This is a genomic window from Myxococcus sp. CA039A (assembly GCF_013336645.1).
GTDB classification, from domain to species: domain Bacteria; phylum Myxococcota; class Myxococcia; order Myxococcales; family Myxococcaceae; genus Myxococcus; species Myxococcus llanfairpwllgwyngyllgogerychwyrndrobwllllantysiliogogogochensis.
On the sequence record NZ_JABUMQ010000247.1, the window covers coordinates 1 to 17354 of the forward strand.

Annotated in this window: 21 protein-coding genes; 5 read left to right on the forward strand and 16 right to left on the reverse strand. The window is 68.3% G+C overall.

What is annotated here, in order from left to right:
• Window positions 1-395 (forward strand): hypothetical protein (locus tag HR086_RS32760; RefSeq protein WP_174467602.1); only part of this gene is annotated, 395 nt, incomplete at its 5' end.
• 67 nt (window positions 396-462) lie between these two features.
• On the opposite strand, the gene clpB is transcribed toward HR086_RS32760, so the two are convergent.
• On the reverse strand, window positions 463-3087 hold the full coding sequence (clpB, locus tag HR086_RS32765) for an ATP-dependent chaperone ClpB (protein WP_141648526.1): 2625 nt from the start codon (window positions 3085-3087) through the stop codon (window positions 463-465).
• A 238-nt stretch (window positions 3088-3325) separates the two neighbouring features.
• Between clpB and HR086_RS32770 the strand changes: the two genes are divergently transcribed.
• Complete coding sequence (locus HR086_RS32770) at window positions 3326-3856, forward strand: hypothetical protein (protein ID WP_174467603.1); 531 nt, start codon at window positions 3326-3328, stop codon at window positions 3854-3856.
• A 15-nt stretch (window positions 3857-3871) separates the two neighbouring features.
• Here the strand turns inward: HR086_RS32770 and HR086_RS32775 are convergent, their stop codons facing one another.
• From HR086_RS32775 to HR086_RS32785, 3 genes are read right to left on the reverse strand one after another with little or no spacing between them, the layout of a single operon-like run.
• The gene (locus HR086_RS32775) at window positions 3872-4519 is read right to left on the reverse strand and encodes a hypothetical protein (protein WP_174467604.1); all 648 of its coding nucleotides are present in this window, start codon (window positions 4517-4519) and stop codon (window positions 3872-3874) included.
• On the reverse strand, window positions 4519-4833 hold the full coding sequence (locus HR086_RS32780; protein WP_174453479.1) for a DUF1844 domain-containing protein: 315 nt from the start codon (window positions 4831-4833) through the stop codon (window positions 4519-4521). The genes HR086_RS32775 and HR086_RS32780 overlap by 1 nt, the downstream gene beginning before the upstream one ends.
• Window positions 4830-5147 carry an RNA polymerase subunit sigma gene (locus tag HR086_RS32785; RefSeq protein ID WP_174467605.1) on the reverse strand — a complete coding sequence of 106 codons (318 nt, stop codon included), beginning with the start codon at window positions 5145-5147 and terminating at the stop codon, window positions 4830-4832. Before HR086_RS32785 ends, HR086_RS32780 begins: the two co-directional genes overlap by 4 nt.
• A 93-nt stretch (window positions 5148-5240) precedes the next feature.
• On the opposite strand from HR086_RS32785, the gene thiE reads away from it, so the two are divergent.
• Genes thiE through HR086_RS32800 form a run of 3 tightly spaced genes read left to right on the forward strand, consistent with a single transcriptional unit; the run spans window position 5241 to window position 7465 of the window.
• Window positions 5241-5897, forward strand: a complete 657-nt coding sequence (gene thiE / locus HR086_RS32790) for a thiamine phosphate synthase (protein WP_174467606.1) — start codon at window positions 5241-5243, stop codon at window positions 5895-5897.
• Between the two features lie 21 nt (window positions 5898-5918).
• A complete protein-coding gene (locus tag HR086_RS32795; protein WP_141648520.1) occupies window positions 5919-6683 on the forward strand; it encodes a gamma-glutamyl-gamma-aminobutyrate hydrolase family protein in 765 nt (254 codons plus the stop codon).
• On the forward strand, window positions 6680-7465 hold the full coding sequence (locus tag HR086_RS32800; RefSeq protein ID WP_174467607.1) for a bifunctional hydroxymethylpyrimidine kinase/phosphomethylpyrimidine kinase: 786 nt from the start codon (window positions 6680-6682) through the stop codon (window positions 7463-7465). The genes HR086_RS32795 and HR086_RS32800 overlap by 4 nt, the downstream gene beginning before the upstream one ends.
• A gap of 61 nt (window positions 7466-7526) precedes the next feature.
• On the opposite strand, the gene dnaB is transcribed toward HR086_RS32800, so the two are convergent.
• From dnaB to HR086_RS32860, 12 genes are all read right to left on the reverse strand, one after another.
• Window positions 7527-8894, reverse strand: a complete 1368-nt coding sequence (dnaB, locus tag HR086_RS32805) for a replicative DNA helicase (protein WP_141648518.1) — start codon at window positions 8892-8894, stop codon at window positions 7527-7529.
• 99 nt (window positions 8895-8993) lie between these two features.
• Complete coding sequence (locus HR086_RS32810) at window positions 8994-9764, reverse strand: LytTR family DNA-binding domain-containing protein (protein WP_174453481.1); 771 nt, start codon at window positions 9762-9764, stop codon at window positions 8994-8996.
• Window positions 9761-10900, reverse strand: a complete 1140-nt coding sequence (locus HR086_RS32815; RefSeq protein WP_174467608.1) for a sensor histidine kinase — start codon at window positions 10898-10900, stop codon at window positions 9761-9763. Before HR086_RS32815 ends, HR086_RS32810 begins: the two co-directional genes overlap by 4 nt.
• A 9-nt stretch (window positions 10901-10909) precedes the next feature.
• Window positions 10910-12088, reverse strand: coding sequence for an acyltransferase (locus HR086_RS32820; RefSeq protein WP_174467609.1), 1179 nt, complete (start codon window positions 12086-12088; stop codon window positions 10910-10912).
• Between the two features lie 181 nt (window positions 12089-12269).
• Window positions 12270-12713, reverse strand: a complete 444-nt coding sequence (gene rplI / locus HR086_RS32825) for a 50S ribosomal protein L9 (RefSeq protein ID WP_141648008.1) — start codon at window positions 12711-12713, stop codon at window positions 12270-12272.
• A 27-nt stretch (window positions 12714-12740) separates the two neighbouring features.
• The gene (gene rpsR / locus HR086_RS32830; protein WP_141648007.1) at window positions 12741-13139 is read right to left on the reverse strand and encodes a 30S ribosomal protein S18; all 399 of its coding nucleotides are present in this window, start codon (window positions 13137-13139) and stop codon (window positions 12741-12743) included.
• A 50-nt stretch (window positions 13140-13189) separates the two neighbouring features.
• Window positions 13190-13669: a 30S ribosomal protein S6 gene (rpsF, locus tag HR086_RS32835; protein ID WP_141648006.1), complete on the reverse strand. Its 480-nt coding sequence runs from the start codon at window positions 13667-13669 to the stop codon at window positions 13190-13192.
• A gap of 273 nt (window positions 13670-13942) precedes the next feature.
• Entirely contained in the window at window positions 13943-14518 is a 576-nt protein-coding gene (pth, locus tag HR086_RS32840; protein WP_174467610.1) for an aminoacyl-tRNA hydrolase, read from the reverse strand.
• Window positions 14519-14590: 72 nt separating this feature from the next.
• Entirely contained in the window at window positions 14591-15271 is a 681-nt protein-coding gene (locus tag HR086_RS32845) for a 50S ribosomal protein L25/general stress protein Ctc (RefSeq protein ID WP_141648004.1), read from the reverse strand.
• Window positions 15272-15446: 175 nt separating this feature from the next.
• Window positions 15447-16397, reverse strand: coding sequence for a ribose-phosphate pyrophosphokinase (locus tag HR086_RS32850; RefSeq protein WP_174467611.1), 951 nt, complete (start codon window positions 16395-16397; stop codon window positions 15447-15449).
• 44 nt (window positions 16398-16441) lie between these two features.
• Window positions 16442-16741 carry a septation regulator SpoVG gene (gene spoVG, locus HR086_RS32855; RefSeq protein WP_046715132.1) on the reverse strand — a complete coding sequence of 100 codons (300 nt, stop codon included), beginning with the start codon at window positions 16739-16741 and terminating at the stop codon, window positions 16442-16444.
• 132 nt (window positions 16742-16873) lie between these two features.
• A partial coding sequence (locus HR086_RS32860; protein WP_254626565.1) for a DUF5658 family protein occupies window positions 16874-17354 on the reverse strand: 481 nt, incomplete at its 5' end.

Below are 17354 nucleotides of genomic sequence, written 5' to 3' on the forward strand. Positions count from 1 at the left end.
GGGCGGTGGCGGGCGACGCCGCGATGGCCCGGGCGGGCAACCAGGTCGGTGGTGGAGGCGTCACCAACGCCGAGCTGCGGGGCGCCCTGCTCGGACTCTTCGACTTCGACACCGTGACGGACGTCCAGACGGACGAAGACGGGAACAGCGCCACCGCGGAGTACCGGGCCTTCGGCTTGAGTCCGGACGACACGACCCAGGACCTGGATGAGCTCCGGGCGCTCATCTTCGAGCAGCATGCCCGCTCCATCCGGCTGGCCTATCCCCGGGCCTTCGCGAGGCTCTACCCGGACATCCCGTCGATGGTGGCCAACATGGAGGCACATTGGGGGCGTGGCGACCCCGACGACTCGGATGCCGAAATCACGGACGCGTCCGGCTCGGAATCCGACTGAGGCAGGAGGGCCGTGGGGCGCCCCCGCCCGTCCAGGATGACGGGGCAGGGGGCCGGCTCGGTCCGCGCTACTCCGCGCGCTTCACTTTCTTCGAATTGTCCACCAGCACCTTGGCGAAGGTGAGCCCGGTGGGGCCCGCGTCCGCCTGGATGGTGTCACCCGGGAGGAACTCGCCGCTGAGCACCTTGAGCGCCAGCGGATCCAACAGGTTCTTCTGCACCGCGCGCTTCAGGGGCCGCGCGCCGTACGTCGGGTCGTACCCGCGTTCCGCCAGCATCTCGCGGGCCGCGTCGGTCAGCTCCAGCGACAGCCGCTTGTCGGCGAGCAGCTTGTCCAGCTTCGCGAGCTGGATGTCGACGATGCGGTAGATGTCCTTCTTGCGCAGCGGCTCGAAGATGACGATTTCGTCCACGCGGTTGAGGAACTCCGGGCGGAAGTGGCCGCGCAGCGCGTCCATGACGTCCTCGCGCGTCTTGTCGTCCAGTTCCTCCTTGCCCGCCATGCCCGCCTGGATATCGGCGGAGCCCAGGTTGGACGTCATGATGAGCACCGTGTTCTTGAAGTCCACGGTGCGGCCCTGGCTGTCCGTCAGCCGGCCCTCGTCCAGAATCTGGAGCAGGATGTTGAAGACGTCCGGGTGCGCCTTCTCGATTTCGTCGAAGAGCACCACCGTGTAGGGACGGCGGCGCACCGCCTCCGTGAGCTGGCCGCCCTCCTCGTAGCCGACGTAGCCCGGAGGCGCGCCCACCAGTCGGGCCACGGCGTGCTTCTCCATGAACTCGGACATGTCGATGCGGACCATGGCCGTGTCGTCATCGAAGAGGAACTCCGCCAGTGCCTTCGCCGTCTCCGTCTTTCCCACGCCCGTGGGGCCCAGGAAGATGAACGAGCCGATGGGCCGGTTCGGGTCCTGCAATCCGCTGCGCGCGCGGCGCACGGCGTTGGACACCGCCTCAATCGGGCTTCGCTGACCAATCACCCGCTGGGCCAGCCGGTCCTCCATGTGGACCAGCTTGTGGACCTCGCCCTCCATCAGCCGCGAGACGGGGATGCCCGTCCACTTGGCCACCACGGCGGCGATGTCCTCGGAGTCCACCTCCTCCTTGAGGAACTTCTGTTTCTTCTGCAGCTCCAGGAGCTTGCTGTTCTGCGTCTGGACCTCCTTCTCCAAGGAAGGCAGGACGCCGAACTTCAGCTCCGCGGCGCGGTTGAGGTCGCCCTGTCGCTCGGCGGCGACCTGGTCGTTCTTCACCTTCTCCAGCTTCTCCTTCAGCGTCCGGATGGCGCCGATGGCCGTCTTCTCCGCGTCCCAGTGGACCTTGAGCGCGTCGAAGCGCTCGCGCAGGTTGGCCAGCTCCTTCTCGATGGCCGCCAGGCGCTCTTGCGAGTGCGGGTCCGTCTCCTTGCGCAGGCCCTCCTTCTCAATCTGGAGCTGCGTCATCTTCCGGCGCATGTCGTCCAGCTCGGTGGGCATCGAGTCGATTTCGATGCGCAGGCGGCTGGCGGCCTCGTCGATGAGGTCGATGGCCTTGTCCGGCAGGAAGCGGTCCGCGATGTAGCGGTGGCTGAGCGTGGCGGCGGCCACCAGCGCGGTGTCCTGGATGCGCACGCCGTGGTGCACCTCGTAGCGCTCCTTCAGCCCGCGAAGGATGCTGATGGTGTCGTGCACGCTGGGCTCGCCCACGAAGACGGGCTGGAACCGGCGCTCCAGGGCCGCGTCCTTTTCAATGTGCTTGCGGTACTCGTCCAGCGTCGTCGCGCCAATGCAGTGCAGCTCGCCGCGCGCCAGCGCCGGCTTGAGCATGTTGCCCGCGTCCATGGCCCCCTCGGCCTTGCCCGCGCCCACAATCGTGTGGATTTCGTCGATGAAGAGGATGACCTGACCGGACGCGTCGGCGACCTCCTTGAGCACCGCCTTGAGCCGCTCCTCGAACTCACCGCGGAACTTGGCGCCGGCCACCAGGGCGCCCATGTCCAGCGTGATGAGCTGCTTGTTCTTCAGGCCCTCCGGCACGTCGCCGTCGACGATGCGCCGCGCCAGCCCCTCGGCGATGGCCGTCTTGCCCACGCCCGGCTCGCCGATGAGCACCGGGTTGTTCTTCGTGCGCCGGCTGAGCACCTGGATGCAGCGGCGAATCTCCTCGTCGCGACCGATGACGGGGTCCAGCTTCCCCGCGCGCGCCGCCTCCGTGAGGTCCCGCCCGTACTTCTCCAGCGCCTGATAGGTGGACTCCGCGTCCTGGCTCGTCACGCGCCCGGAGCCGCGGACCTCCTTGAGGGCGGCGACCACCCGCTCGCGGGTGATGCCGGACGCCTTCATGACCTCGCCCGTCGTGCCCTTGTCCTGGGTCAACGCGAGCAGCAGATGCTCGGACGAGATGAACTCGTCCTTGAGCGCCTTGGCCTCGTCCTCCGCCTTGTCGAACGTCTTGAGCAGGCGCTGGCCCAGCATGGCGCTCTCGCCGCCCTGCATCTTGGGCAGCTTGCCCAGGGCTTCACCCAGACGGGACGAGAACAGCTTCACGTCGGCGCCAAGCTTGCGCAGCAGGGGGTCGACGATTCCGTCCTTCTGTCCCAACAGCGCCGCGGCCAGGTGCTCAGGCTCGTACTGGGGATTGTCGGCGCGGCGGGCCAGCGTCTGGCCTTCCTGGATGGCTTCCTGCGCCTTCACCGTGAACTTATCGAGTCGCATACACTCAACGTAAGAGTCGGCTCGACCTTGGCAATCGAGCTCAGGAAGTTAACGCGCGGTGTCACAACTGCGCCAGAAGCGGAATACTTTGGACTCCTGGTAGCGGCTGGAATTTCGAGGTGCTTGAGTTGCCATCAGGGGCAAGGCTCGGTTATAGGCGGCGCCCACCCTCGGGGGGCTGACTCTGGAAGCGCACGGCGGCTATCTCATTCGACTCGAAAGCTTCGGCGGGCTGGATTTGCTCCGGCAGGCCCGTGAAGCGCTGCGGCTGGACGGCGCATCGGGCGCCACGGGCCTGCAGGTGTCGGTCAATCGGCGCCGCAAGGTGGTGCGGCTGGCCTACGTGGGCCCCTTCACGCAGGGCCGGCCGGGCGCGCACTGGTATGCCGCGCACCATGCGCTGCCCCGGCTGCTGTCCCGGGCGGCCAACGCCACGGTGCATGCCTACGTCTATGACCCGGACGAGGGTGAGGAAGTCCTCGCCTACGGCAACGGTCGGCGCGTGGGCGGTGAGCGGGTGGTCTACGACAACGTGGAGCTGCCCGAGGGCCGTCCCGAGGACCTGGACGAAGCGGCCTTCACGCACATGCAGTCGCGCTGGCCCATGGGGCACCTGGCGCACGTCTTCGGGCTGTCGCGCAAGGAGCTGCTGAGGCTGCTTCGGGCGGGGCTGGGGAGGGTGCTGTCGCTGGAGGAGGACTCCTCGGCGGACGTGGAGTCCGCGCTGGAGGCCCTGTTGCCGGGCGGCGTGGCACCCCACGCCCACTGACGTTCCGGGAGGCTGCTAGCCGTCCGCCGGGCTGTCCTGGGCGACGAGCGCGTCTCGCACGGTGTCACTGCGGAAGTACTGGCCGAGCAGGGCGAAGGTGCCCGCGATGACGGCCGTCCCCAGCACCGTCAGTCCCAGGGCCATCCAGGGGGCCACGCTGGTGACGACCTCGGCTGTCGTGGGGTCCTGGTACTCGGGGCGCTGGGTGAGTGTCTGGGCGAGCGTGACGCCCACGCGGCGGGACACCACGGCCCACTGGGCGCCGTCGATGGTGCGCAGCACCGCCACCGTGAGCGCGGCGCGGCCGAGCATCTTGCGCAAGGCGTCCCGAGGCAGTCCGCCCGAGCGCAGAATGTTGGACGCGGAGACGAAGACGAAGGCGCACGCCACGGCGAGCACGCCCATCAACACGGCGCGCGGCTCTCGCATGGGCTCCAGGGACTGGTACTGCACCTCCAGCAGCTTCTGGAGGACGGCGGGGTCGCTGCCCAGGAGGAACGGAGGGCTGGCCTCCATGTGCCGGGAGCGGACCTCGTAGAAGTGGGCCATCTCCATGGCCTCGTTCAGCGCGCCCCAGCCCGTGAAGATGGCGAGCACGACACACGCGAGGGCCGCGAAACGAATGCGCCCGGGAAGCCTGCCCGAGCGGGGAGCCGACGCCATCACCGCTTGCTTGCCTCCACGAAGCGCAGGCGCAGATCCGCGAGCAATCCGTCGAAGAGCTTCTCCTCGTCCGGCGTCAGGTTGCCCCGCGTTTTCTGCCGCAACATCGACAACAGGTCCAGGTTCTGCCGGGCCAACGGCAAGTCCTTCGACGTCTGGCCCGTCTCCGGGTTCGGCGCGTCACCGAGGTGGATGAGCACCGCGGTGCCCAACCCCACGATGAACGTGCTGAAGGAGATGGCCTCCTCGGACGCGGAGCGCGCTTCCCCCCGCATCACGAAGGTCTCGCCGCGCTTCTCGTCCACGGGGCTCATGGGGTGCCAGGCTCCTCGCCCTCGGGCTCATCCTTGCCCTCGGCTTCATCGGAGGAAGAGGCCGTCTCATCGGCCACGTCGGAGGACTCATCCTCGTCGTCCGCCTCGTCCTCTTCGTCGAGGTCATCCTCTTCGTCGTCGTAGTCGTCGTCGACGTCGTCATCCATGAAGGTCTCCACCGGCGTGGCCTTGTCCGCCACATCCGGCAGGCCCTTGAGGTGGCGCTCGTGCGCTTTCTCGTCCAACTGGCCCGAGCGCAGGTACCGCTCCGCGGTGCGCTTATCGAGATACTTGGGGTCCACCGTGTCCGCCATGTTTCAAATCCTCGGAATTGCTTGGAAAATAGCGCGCTACCTTATAGCAGAGGGGCCGACTGTCAACGCCGCCGTCCCGCCTTCCTGGTGCCGATGAACGCCCCGCCCCGTCCGCTGCTTCCCCCGGGACTGTATCTGCTGTGCGACGACACCGTGCGGGTGGACATGCCCCTGGTTCTCAAGGCGGAGCGGATGCTCGCGGGTGGAGCGCGGGTGGTGCAACTGCGCATGAAGCGAACGCCGGTGCGCGAGGCGCTGTCCGTGGCTCGGGAGGTCGTCCGGTTGTGTCGGCGCGCGGGCGCGGTGTGCCTGCTCAACGACAGGGTGGACCTGGCGCTGCTGGCGGACGCGGATGGCGTGCACGTGGGCGATGAGGACCTGCCCGCCGAGGCGGCGCGCGCGCTCCTGGGGCCTGGTCGCCTGGTGGGCGTCACGGTGCGAGACGCCGAGGGCGCGAGGGCGGCGCGAGAGGCGGGCGCGGACTACGTGGGCGTGGGGCCCGTCTTCGGCACGACGACGAAGCAGGTGCCCGCACCGGTGCTGGGGCTGGAGGGGCTGGCGCGGGTCGTGACTGACAGCCCGCTGCCGGTGGTGGGCATTGGTGGCGTGGGACTGGAGAACGTGGGGCGGGTGGCGGCGTCGGGCGCGCATGGCGCGGCGGTGGTTTCGGACGTCCTGCTCGCCCAGGATATCGCCGAGCGGGTGCGCCTGCTGACGGCTGCGTTTGAACGGGGACGTGTGGGGGGGTAGGTTCGACCGACGGACTCCCCCATGAACAATCATCCGCGTCACCATGGCCAGCCGCCCCGGCGGCCCAACATCGGCATTACCCCGGACTGGAGCCAGCCCGAGGATCAGCCCTTCGCGCGGTACGAGCTGAAGGTGCCCTACGCCGACGCGGTGCTGCGCGCCGGGGGCCTTCCGTTCGTCCTGCCGTACGCGGACGACCCCACGTGTGTGGACGCGTATCTGGACCGCGTGTCCGGACTGCTCGTCACCGGCGGCGCCTTCGACATTCCTCCCGAGGCGTATGGGGAAACGGCGCGCGAGGGACTGGGCGCGCTGAAGGAAGGGCGCACCGCGTTCGAGGCGGCGCTGATGCGCGGGGCGCTCAAGCGCAACATGCCGGTGCTGGGCGTCTGTGGCGGCATGCAGCTTCTCAACGTGGTGCTGGGTGGCACGCTGTTCCAGGACATCGGCCGTGAGGTGCAGGGCGCTCGTGAGCACGAGCAGAAGCATGACCGCACGCAGCCGCAGCATCCGGTGGACGTGCGCAGCGGCTCGCTGCTCGCGGAGGCGGTGGGGCACGGCCAGCTCATGGTGAACTCCACGCATCACCAGTCGGTGCGCAGCCCCGGGCGCGACGTGAGCATCTGCGCGATGGCGCCCGACGGCGTGGTGGAGGCCATCGAGTCCACCACCCACGCCTTCGCGGTGGGCGTGCAGTGGCATCCCGAGTACATGGCGACGACGATTCCCGTGCACGTGGGGCTGTACAAGTCCTTCATCCAGAAAGCGCGAGAGCATCGGCGGTGATTCCGCGCGTCGTCCTGTTGGCGGGGCTCGAGCCCACGGGAAGAGCGGGGCTGCTGGCGGATGTGGCGGCGGTGCGTGCGCTGGAAGGGCAGCCGGTGGCGGTGCCCCTGGCGCAGACGGCGCAGGGCCGTGTCACCTTCTCCTGGGTGGCGTCTCCGCCCCGCGTGGTGCGTGCGCAGCTGATCGCCGCGCGCGAGCTGGGTGAGGTGCACGCGGTGAAGTGGGGCATGGTGCCGGGCCTCGCGCAGCTCGAGGCCGCGAGCGCCGCGCTGGCCGGGACGCGGGCCTGGTGGGTGGTGGACCCGGTGGTGCGGACGTCTCGGGGGCAACTGTTGTCCCGTTTGTCTGCCCGGCGCTACCTGTCGCTCGCGGGCCCGCGTGTCGTGCTCACCCCGAACCTGGACGAAGCCGGGTGGCTCCTGGGCAGGCCCGTACCGGACACGGTGGGGGCGGCGCGTGAGGCCGCTGTCGCGCTGGTGGAGCACGGCTTCGGCGCGGTGCTGGTGAAGGGCGGGCACCTGCCGGATGCGCGGGGGTTGGCGGATGTGCTGGCCACACCCGAAGGCGTCCGTGTGTTGAAGGGCCAGCGACTGGCGCGCGCGCCCGAGCGTCGTGGCACGGGGTGTCGGCTGGCCTCCGCGCTGGCGACGGAGCTGGGGCGGGGCCGCACGCTGGAGGCCGCCACGCGCGTGGCTCGGGCCCTGGTGGTGCGCTACCTGCGCACGGGCGCGGAGGAGGGCGGGCAGGGCACGTCGCACGGTACTCGCGCGGCCCGGAGGTAGGTGGTGCGCTACCTGCGCACGGGCTTGGAGCAGGGCGGGCCGGGCACGTCGCGCGCTGGTGTTACTCGGCCCGGCTGCGGCTTTCGAAGCGGGTGTACTCGGCGAGGAACACCAGGGAGATTTCGCCGATGGGCCCGTTGCGCTGCTTGGCGATGATGAGCTCGACGGGGATGACGGTGTTTGACTGCGACTGAGGCGGCGCCTCGCCCCCTTCTTCCGTCTCCTCGCGGTGGATGAACATCACCACGTCGGCGTCCTGTTCGATGGAGCCGGACTCACGCAGGTCCGACAGCATGGGCTTGCCGCCCTTGCGCTCCTCGACCTTACGGCTGAGCTGACTGAGCGCGATGATGGGGACCTCCAGCTCCTTGGCCAACTGCTTGAGCGCGCGGGAGATTTCGGCGACTTCCAACTGGCGGCTCTCCACCTTGCCCTTCTGATGCATCAACTGGAGGTAGTCGATGATGAGGAGCGACAGGCGCGGGTCCTTCTGCTTCACGCGGCGCGCCTTGGCGCGCAGGTCGAACGGAGACAGGCCACCCGAGTCGTCGATGTAGATGGGCGCGTTGTAGAGGGCACCCGCCATCTCCTGGAACTTCTCCTCGTCGTGCGGAGAGAGCCGGCCGCCACGCAGCTTCTTCATGTCCACGCGCGCGGTGGACGCGAGCAGACGCATCAGGAGCTGGTCGGCGGGCATTTCCAGGCTGAAGATGCCAACGGCCTTGTTCTCCTTCAGCGCCGCGTTCACCGCGATGTTCATCGCGAAGGACGTCTTGCCGACGCCGGGACGCGCCGCGAGGATGATGAGCTCACCGGCGTGCAGCCCCGTGAGCTGGTTGTCCAGGTCGATGTAGCCGGTGGACAGGCCCGTGATGCCCGTCGACGCCGCCTTCATCTTGTCGAGCAGATCGAGCGTGTGCTCCATCAGCTCGCTGACGGGCCGCAGGTCTCCCTCGCGCTTCTTCTCCGCGAGGAGGAACACCTTGCGCTCGGCCTCGTCGAGCAACACCTCCAGCTCGCCCGTCTCCTGGCTGGCGAGGTCCTGGATTTCGCGGCCGACGTTCGCCAGCCGGCGTCGCAGCGCCTGGTCCTTGACGATGTTCGCGTACTGGACGGCGTTGGAGGCCAGCGGAACCACCTGGTCCAACCGCATCAGGTACGCGGGGCCGCCCACGGCGACGAGGTGTCCCAGGACCTTGAGTTCTTCAGCCAGCGTCAGGTGGTCGACCTGTTGCTGCTTTCCGTCCAGGCGAATCATCGCCGCGAAAATCTGCGCGTGCGCGGGGCTGGAGAAGTCGTCCGCGTGGACCACTTCGCCTACGGCAGCGATGAGCGTGTTGTCCGCGAGTACGGCGCCGAGCACTGCACGCTCGGCGGCCAGGTCCTCGTGGACCTTTCGCCCATCTCTGAGGTCTAGGGAGTTCTCCATGGCTGCCCGCCCACTCTACAGGCGGCTCTGACATGGCAGAAATATTCCGCCACAGACCTGTAGCGGCGGGTGGGCGGAGGAAGGTGGACCTACCCGCAATCAGCCTTCCATTCCCCAACGCTGGAGGAATGCTTCACGCCACGTGCGGCTGAGCACCACCGTCGTGCCGTTCCTCAGCACGAGGATTCCGTCTCCGTGGCTCCAGGGCTCCAACTTCGCCACCGCGTCCAGGTTGATGATGTCTCCGCGATGGATGCGCACGAAGCGCTCCGGGTCCAACCGCTCCTCCAGCGCGCGCAGGCTCTGGCGCACCAGATGCTCACCCTGGGCGGTGTACACGCGCACGTACTTGTCCTCGGACGACAGGCGCCACACGTCCTCCAGGCGCAGCGGCACCCACGCCTCACCCGACTTCACCACCAGCCGCTCCAGCGCGCGTCGTGGCGTTGCCGAGGCCACTTCTCGCAGGAGCGCCTGGAGCCTCGCGGCCTCCGAGCCTCCACCGAGCAGCAGCGCATGGGCCTTGTCCAGCGCGCGGGCGAAGCGCTCGCCGTCGTAGGGCTTGAGCAGGTAGTCCACCGCGTGCGCCTCGAAGGCCCGGAGCGCGAAGCCGTCATACGCGGTGGAGAAGATGACCGCGGGGCCCGTTCCCGGCCCGAGCGCCTCCAGCACCTCGAAGCCCGTCAGTCCTGGCATCTGCACGTCGAGGATGACGAGGTCTGGCTTCAGCGACTCGATGCTCGCGAGCGCTTCCGTTCCATCCGCGGCCTCGCCCACCAGCGTGAAGCGCGACTCGCCTTCCAGAAAGCGCCGCACCTTGGCCCGGGCGGGTGTCTCGTCGTCCACCGCCAGCACGCGGAAGGTCGTCATGGCTTCGCTCCCAGGGGCAGCGTCAGCGACACGCGCGCTCCACCCTCGGGTCCCTGGCCTCGCTCCATCCGGGCCCGCCCGTCGTGCAGGAGCGCGAGGATCTGCTCCAGGTGCGCCAGTCCCACGCCCGTCCCCGAGGCGGGCGACTCACCGCCGAAGCCACGGCCCGTGTCCTCGACCTCCAGTCGCCACGCGCCCGCCGTCTCGCTGGCGCGGATGCGCACCTCCAGCGGCTGCACGCGGTCCTGGTTGTGCTTCACCGCGTTCTCCACCAGGGTCTGCAACGCGAAGCAGGGCACGCGCGCCGAGTCCAGGCCCGGCTCCACGCTCCAGTGCACCGCGAGCCGGTCCCCGAAGCGCGCGGACAGGAGCCCCACGAAGCGCGCGGTATGCGCACGCTCCTCGGCCAGCGTCCACGTGGGCTCCGCGCGCTCCAGGCTGGCGCGCAGCACATGTCCCAGGTCGCTGAGCAGCCGGTCCGTTCGCGCCAGGTCCTCGTACATGACCGAGCTGATGGTGTGCAGCGAGTTGAAGAGGAAGTGCGGGTGGAGCTGGCCGGTGAGGGACTGGAGCTGCGCGCTGCGAAGCTCACCCTCCAGCTCCGCTTCGCGCAGCGCTCGCGCATGTTGATTCCGCCAGGCCGTGAAGAGGCTGATGAAGGTGACGGCGAGCCCGTAGGCAATCAGGTCCTTCGACACCTCCATGGGCAGTCGGAAGGCCATGGGCCCGTACTCGTACTCACCCCAGCCCAGCAGCGGGTAGAGCAGGTAGCGAATGCCCAGCATGACCAGGATGTGCACGGAGGTGTAGAGCGCGAATCCCACCACGTGCAGGCCCAGGAAGCGCGCCCACCCCGAGGCGCGCGGTGACGGGGCGTTCAGCGTCGCGGTCTGGATGAGGGGCAGCGTCACCCAGGCCGAGAGCGCACCCGTGATTTCCCAGAAGAAGGCCCGCGATGCGGGGAGGGAGGTGTGTCCGTTGGCGAGCTGATCCAACCTCACCGCGGCGCCATACGACACGCCCAGGACGAGGCAGAATGCGAGCACCCCGAGCACCGGGCGCAACCGGAAGCGGGGCCACCGCCAGGACCGGGACTGCGGCACCTCGAGGGCGGACGTCGGGAGGGTGTCGGCCATGGCTCTCCGTCACGCAGTATGCCCCGTGGGCGCGCCCTGGAGCGTCGCTTCGGGACGGGACACCACACGGGCCTTCAACCCGAAGAACGGCCTCAACCAGGGCAGGCGGGCCACCAGCTCGCTCAAGCCCCAGCTGACCAGGAAGGTCGTGACGAGCACGCAGCCGAAGAGGCTCCACGGCCCCACGGGCAGCCGCAGCATCGCGAAGCCGACGACGATGATGACCGTCTGGTGGAAGATGTAGAACGGATACGACAGCTCCTGCGCGTGCCGGACCCACCGGCTTTCCGTCCGCACGCACCGGCGCGCCCAGCCCAGCGCGGTCAGGATGGACAGCCACTGGGCCGACGTGCCCCCGAGCACCTCGGGCACCAGGTCGAACTCGCTCTCTGGCGCCATGATGGCGAAGAGGACCGCTGACACGCCCAGCAGCCACCACCGGCGCTCCACCAGGACGTCCCAGACCCTGGGCGCGCGGCCGAGCAGGTGCCCCATGAGGAACAGCAGGCCGTAGTGGCCAAAGGTCCTCGGGTCGTCGAACAGCGCGTGCGTCTGCGGGAAGCGGTGCAGCAGCAGGTCGTTGACGAAGAGCGGGATGAACAGCCACAGGAGATTCGGACCCCGGCACAGCCAGGCCTCGGCCTTCGCGAGCCAGGCCTTCCCGCGCGCTGTCCCCAGCGCCCAGAACAGCGGCAGCGCCAGGAGGCAGAAGGCGAAGAGGTAGACGACGAACCAGAGGTGGTGCCAGCTCAGGCTGCCCGCGGGGTAGGGGACGAGGCCGAAGACAGAGGGATAGAAGTCCGCGTAGCTGCCCTGGAACCGCCCCGTGAACACGCGCTCCACGTAGATTTGCGGCGGCACGATGACGAACATGCCGAAGACCACCGGCAGCAGCAGCCGGCGCGTCCGGTCCCCCGCGAAGTCACGCAGCGAGCGCCGCCGCAGCGCGAGGGCCGTCCCCACGCCGGAGATGACCATCAGCAGCGGCATGCGCACGTGGTGCAGGATGTCCATGGGCAGCTCCAGCACCGGCAGCAGCGTGGGCGCCTTGATGTGCCAGTCCCACCGGTTGAACATCATCCCCGTGTGGAACAGGTGCAGCACGAGGATGGCGACGACGCGGAGCCAGTCCAGGTCGGGGCGATGGGCGTCGGCGGGAGATGTCGGGGCGGGGTCGGGCGTGCTCATGGGCGAGCCTCCTGTGCCTCCTGGATACCCACCCGCCTCGGAAGGCTCCACGCGCCTGTCGTAGGACGGACCGGCCACGGCGCGAGCCGGACGCGAGACACGGCGGCCATCCCCAAATGAAAAGGCCGCCCGGGTTGCCCCGGGCGGCCTTCTCGAACCCGCTTGAGGCGGAGTCGAGCCGTTACTCGGCGGCGACTTCGACCTTGATCTTCGCCGTCACGTCGCGGTGCAGGCGCAGCTCGACTTCGTAGCTGCCAATCGCCTTGATGGGCTCGGGCAGGTGCAGGGCGCGACGGTCCACCGTCTGACCCTGGGCCGCCACGGCCTCGGCGATATCCAGCGCGGTGACGGACCCGAACAGCTTGTCCTGATCGCCGACCTTGCGCTTGATGACGACCTTGATGGAGCCGACCTTCTTCGCCTGCTCCTCCGCGGCGCCCTTCAGCTTGGCATTGCGGGCGGTGATGACCGCCTTCTCGTGCTCGAGCTGACGGAGGTTCTGCTCGCTCGCCAGAACCGCCTTCTTGCGCGGCAGCAGGTAGTTACGGCCGAAGCCGTCCTTCACGGTGACGAGCTCCCCGGACTTGCCGAGGTTCTCGATGTCCTCTCGCAGAATGACCTTCATGTTCAGTCTCCTGAGCGGACCCGGCGGTTAGCCGACCACCGCGTTGTAGGGGAGCAGGGCGATGCCGCGCGCGCGCTTGATGGCCGTGGCCACCTCACGCTGGTGCTTCGCGCAGTTGCCAGAGATGCGGCGGGGAATGATCTTGCCGCGCTCGGTGACGAAGTACTTCAGCGTCGCCTGGTCCTTGAAATCCACCGACGCGTTCTTCTCCGCGCAGAACCGGCAGACCTTCTTGCGGCCGAAGCCACGGCCACCGCCGCGCTTCTCGTCATCGCCGCCCATGCCACCGCGGTCTCCGCGATCACCACCACGGTCTCCGCCACGGTCTCCACCGCGATCACCGCGAGGCCCACCGCCGCCGCCGAAGCCGCCACTGCGGCCGCCCGACGACGAGCCGCCCGTCTTGCTGTCCGTTCCGTTGCTCATGAACTTTCTCGTTTCCTGAAAAGGTCCCTAGAGAATGTCCCAGGTGGCGCTCAGGCCTCCTCGGACGACTCCTCCTCCGCCTCGCCCACGGACTCCTCGGCCACGTCGCCGCGGAACCCGCCACCCTCGCGCGGCTCGGGAGCGCCCGGACGGGTCTCCTCCACATCGCCGGCGAGCTTCAGGTCCTCGAGGACCGGACGCGTCTCGGGGTCCACCTCATCCGCCAGCTTCACGGAGATGTAGCGGGTGACCTCATCGAGGTTCTTCAGGTTGCGCTCAATCTCCGCCACCAGACCCGAACCGCCCAGGTAGCTGGCGTGCACGTAGATGGCGCGGGGCTGCTTCGCCACGGGGAACAGGGTCTTCTTCTTGCCCCACACCGTGAAGCGGAGGACCTTGCCACCCTCGCGGGAGACGATGCCACGGACGCGCTCCTTGAGCTTGTCCACGTTGTCGTCAGTCAGGTCCGGCTTGACCAGGAAGATGGTCTCGTACTCACGAAGCCGCTTGGCGGCCTGCGTCTCTGCCATGTTTTCTCTCCCCTTGGGGTCGAGTGCCCCCCGGACAATCCGAGGAGCGGGGAAACGGCGATTGGCCCCATGGCCACCACCGGGAACGGGAAACCGCGCGCCCGTCACCCTCGCGCTACGTCCCGTGCACCAACACGGGAAGCTGAAAAAGAACATCCCACTGGATCAACCACCCAGCGAGCGAACGGGCCTTCTAGGAGGGCCCCCCGGGCAAGTCAAGCTCCCGGAAAGCTCGCCTGTCCGCTCCCCCCGTCCCGGGCGCTCCGAGGGGCCTCAGGCCTTCCGGTTGAAGCGGTTCATCGCCACCGACAGCCCCTCGCGCACCCAGCACTCGGTCATGTCCATGGCGCGGTCCTTCAGTTCGTCCAGCTGGCGGCGCTCCCCGTCGTCGAAGTTGGACAGGACGTAGTCGGCGACGCGCTCGCGGGCATTGGGCCCCTCCGGCTTGTCGATGCCGAAGCGCAGGCGGATGAACGCCTCCGAGCCCAGGCTCGCGACGATGCTCTTCAGGCCGTTGTGGCCCCCGCTGCCGCCGCCCGCCTTGAGCTGCAGCCGGCCCAGGGGCAGGTCCAGTTCATCGTGGATGACGAACACGTCCTCGGGAGCAATCTTGTAGAAGCGCGCCGCCTCGGCCACCGAGCGGCCCGACAGGTTCATGAAGGTCTGCGGCTCGACGAAGAGGATGCGCTCGCCCGCCAGGGTCCCCTGGCCCACTTTCGCGGCGAACTTCTCCTGATTCAGCTCCGCGCGCGCTCGCGACAGCAGCGCCTCCACCACCATGAATCCGATGTTGTGCCGGTGCCGCTCGTACTCGCGCCCCGGGTTGCCCAGCCCGCAGATGAGCTTCATGGGAGGCTCCAAAAAGAAACGGGGCCAGCCTCAGGGAGGCCAGCCCCGTGTCCAGGGTACACCGGAAGACGACTACTTCTTCGCGGGGGCCTTGGCCGCGGCCGCGGGGGCCGCCGCCTTGTCGCCAGCCTTCGCCGCGGGAGCCGCGGCGGCGGGGGCCGCCGCAGCCGCCACGGGGGCCACCTCGGCCGCCTCGGGCGCGGCGACGACCGCCACGGTGTAGTTGACGTTCGACTTCACCGACACGCCGGCCGGGAACTTCACGTCGTTGATGTGCAGCGCCTCGGCGATCTTCAGCGCCGTCACGTCCACCTCGATGCGCTCGGGAATGGCGTTCGGCAGCGCCCAGACCGTGATTTCACGGCGAATCTGGCTGAGCAGACCACCCTCGGCCACGCCCACCGACTTGCCGACGAGCACGAGCGGCACGTCCACCTTGACCTGCTCGTCCGCGCGCACGCCGATGAAGTCCACGTGCAGGATGTCCCGGGTGACGGGGTCCATCTGGTAGTCCTTCAGGAGGACCTGCTGGTCACCGCTGGCCAGCTTCAGCTGGATGACGGTGTTGAACTTGTGCGGGGTGTTGATGGCCGCGCGCACGGCCTTCGGGTCCACCGAGATGTGCACGGGCGTCTTCAGGTGCTTGCCGTACACCACGGCGGGCACCACACCCTGGGCGCGCAGCTTGCGGGCAAAGCCCTTGCCAGAGCCTTCACGCGACTTCGCCTCGAGGGTGTTCTTGTTTTCGGACATGGAAATACCTTGGGAATGGGTACCGCGGTGACCACCGGCCACCCTGGCGCCCTCGGCATCCCGCCCCAGTGGCGGGCCCCGAAGACGGCGCCGCGAAGGGGACCGTTGGAGGAGGCCGGACATGCCAGCCCCCGGACGTGGAGTCAAGTCGCCCGGCGGACGGGCGACCCGAGCCTCAGACGAACAGCGAGCTGAGCGAGTCGGCCCGGTGGATGCGGGCGATGGCCTCGCCGAAGAGCCGCTCGGTGGTGAGCACGCGAATCTTCGAGCACGCCTGCGCCGCGGCCGACAGCGGCACGGTGTCCGTGAAGACGACCTCTTCCAGCACGGAGTCCTGGATGCGCTGGATGGCGGGTCCGGAGAGGATGGGGTGCACCGCGTAGGCGACCACGCGGCGGGCGCCCTTGGCCTTGAGCGCCGCAGCGGCCTGGGCGAGCGTGCCGGCGGTGTCCACCATGTCGTCCACGAGGACGGCATCCTTGCCGGACACGTCGCCGATGAGGTTCATCACCTCGGAGGCGTTGGGACGCGGGCGGCGCTTGTCGATGATGGCCAGCCCCGTGTTGAGGCGCTTGGAGTAGGCACGCGCGCGCTCGACGCCACCAGCGTCCGGCGACACGATGACCAGCTCCTGCGACTCCGGGAAACGCTTGCGCAGGTCCTCCAGGAACACCGGCGAGCCGTACAGGTGGTCCGAGGGGATGTTGAAGAAGCCCTGGATCTGCCCGGCGTGCATGTCCATGGAGACGACGCGCTCGGCGCCGGCCACTTCCAGCAGGTCCGCGACGAGCTTCGCCGTGATCGGCGTGCGCGGGGCAACCTTCCGGTCCTGCCGGGCATACCCGTAATACGGGATGACGGCGGTGATGGAGCTCGCGCTCGCCCGCTTCAGGGCGTCGCAGATGATGAGCATCTCCATCAGATGGTCGTTGGTCGGCGGGCTCGTCGACTGGAGGATGAAGACGTCGTGACCGCGGACGTTCTCGCCAATCTCGACGTGGATTTCTCCGTCGGAGAAGCGACCCACCTCCGCCTTGCCGAGCGGACGCTTGAGGTACTCACAGATTCGGTGAGCCAGGCCGGGATTCGAGCTCCCGGCGAAGATCTTGAAGTCGCGCGGCTGCATGATGGGCCCGCTGACTAACCTGGACACGCGCGGATGTGAAGGCGTTAGTCGAGATCTGCTGGCATCGGACCGAGCATCCCGGCTTGCGCCTGATGGAGGTGCCGCTCGTACTCCATGAGAATGACACGCTCCATCTGGCTGCGTGTGTCCGCGTTGAGCGGGTGGGCTATATCCTTGTACGTTCCATCCTTGCGCTTCTTCGCCGGCATCGCGATGAACAGCCCCGAGGAGCCGTGGATGACCTTCAAGTCGCGTATGACGAAGCAGTGATCCAGGGTGATGGTGACGTACGCCTTGAGCTTGTCCTCTTCGACCGGAAACACCCGGACGTCGGTGATGTTCATGGTCCCCCCCCGAACCCGAAAGGTCGGAGCTGGCGGGAAGCCTGGGACATACCGGGTGCAAAATGCAAGGGTATGGTGAAGGAGTTCCCTCACCATTGTTCCACTCGCGCACAGTCCAGAGCGTGAAAGGGACTACCCAAGGGCTCCTGGCCAGTGCAGGACCAGGTGGGTCAGAAAAGCCAGATGGTAGACGACGATGATTCCGTAGACGACGGCGCCTGCTCGGATGGCGAGGCGGCTGGCGCGCAGACGCCTGTGCAAGCACAACAGCCACAGGCCGGCGTTCACGATGAGCAGCTTGGCGAACATGAAGAAGAGCGGTGACTGCTCGTAGGCCAGCCGCATGAGAGGGTTGAGTTCCTCCGCCACGCCCAGCTGGAGGAAGAGCAGCGTGAACAGCCCGTCCATGAGGTTGAGCATCAGCAACGCCACCGAGGCGGGTGACGCATAGAAGGAAGCCATTCCACCGCGGACCGCGCCCCGAACCTGCTCCATCGTCGTCGTCGCCACGCCCTGCCTCCCAGTCCCGACCTTCCGGAGGCGGTTCCTTTCAAGCGGCTTGCCATCGCCCGGATGGAACTTGGAGGGGCGGGCGGGCAGGCGGGCCCCGGCA

What these genes read in the sequence shown, in the direction of transcription:
- HR086_RS32845 (WP_141648004.1), bottom strand. Translation starts at nt 15,271, where the DNA reads ATGTCCGAAAACAAGAACACCCTCGAGGCGAAGTCGCGTGAAGGCTCT.
- HR086_RS32820 (WP_174467609.1), bottom strand. Translation starts at nt 12,088, where the DNA reads ATGAGCACGCCCGACCCCGCCCCGACATCTCCCGCCGACGCCCATCGC.
- pth (WP_174467610.1), bottom strand. Translation starts at nt 14,518, where the DNA reads ATGAAGCTCATCTGCGGGCTGGGCAACCCGGGGCGCGAGTACGAGCGG.
- HR086_RS32850 (WP_174467611.1), bottom strand. Translation starts at nt 16,397, where the DNA reads ATGCAGCCGCGCGACTTCAAGATCTTCGCCGGGAGCTCGAATCCCGGC.
- rpsF (WP_141648006.1), bottom strand. Translation starts at nt 13,669, where the DNA reads ATGGCAGAGACGCAGGCCGCCAAGCGGCTTCGTGAGTACGAGACCATC.
- rplI (WP_141648008.1), bottom strand. Translation starts at nt 12,713, where the DNA reads ATGAAGGTCATTCTGCGAGAGGACATCGAGAACCTCGGCAAGTCCGGG.
- thiE (WP_174467606.1), top strand. Translation starts at nt 5,241, where the DNA reads ATGAACGCCCCGCCCCGTCCGCTGCTTCCCCCGGGACTGTATCTGCTG.
- clpB (WP_141648526.1), bottom strand. Translation starts at nt 3,087, where the DNA reads ATGCGACTCGATAAGTTCACGGTGAAGGCGCAGGAAGCCATCCAGGAA.
- HR086_RS32810 (WP_174453481.1), bottom strand. Translation starts at nt 9,764, where the DNA reads ATGACGACCTTCCGCGTGCTGGCGGTGGACGACGAGACACCCGCCCGG.
- HR086_RS32815 (WP_174467608.1), bottom strand. Translation starts at nt 10,900, where the DNA reads ATGGCCGACACCCTCCCGACGTCCGCCCTCGAGGTGCCGCAGTCCCGG.
- HR086_RS32795 (WP_141648520.1), top strand. Translation starts at nt 5,919, where the DNA reads ATGAACAATCATCCGCGTCACCATGGCCAGCCGCCCCGGCGGCCCAAC.
- HR086_RS32785 (WP_174467605.1), bottom strand. Translation starts at nt 5,147, where the DNA reads ATGGCGGACACGGTGGACCCCAAGTATCTCGATAAGCGCACCGCGGAG.
- spoVG (WP_046715132.1), bottom strand. Translation starts at nt 16,741, where the DNA reads ATGAACATCACCGACGTCCGGGTGTTTCCGGTCGAAGAGGACAAGCTC.
- HR086_RS32780 (WP_174453479.1), bottom strand. Translation starts at nt 4,833, where the DNA reads ATGAGCCCCGTGGACGAGAAGCGCGGCGAGACCTTCGTGATGCGGGGG.
- dnaB (WP_141648518.1), bottom strand. Translation starts at nt 8,894, where the DNA reads ATGGAGAACTCCCTAGACCTCAGAGATGGGCGAAAGGTCCACGAGGAC.
- HR086_RS32775 (WP_174467604.1), bottom strand. Translation starts at nt 4,519, where the DNA reads ATGGCGTCGGCTCCCCGCTCGGGCAGGCTTCCCGGGCGCATTCGTTTC.
- rpsR (WP_141648007.1), bottom strand. Translation starts at nt 13,139, where the DNA reads ATGAGCAACGGAACGGACAGCAAGACGGGCGGCTCGTCGTCGGGCGGC.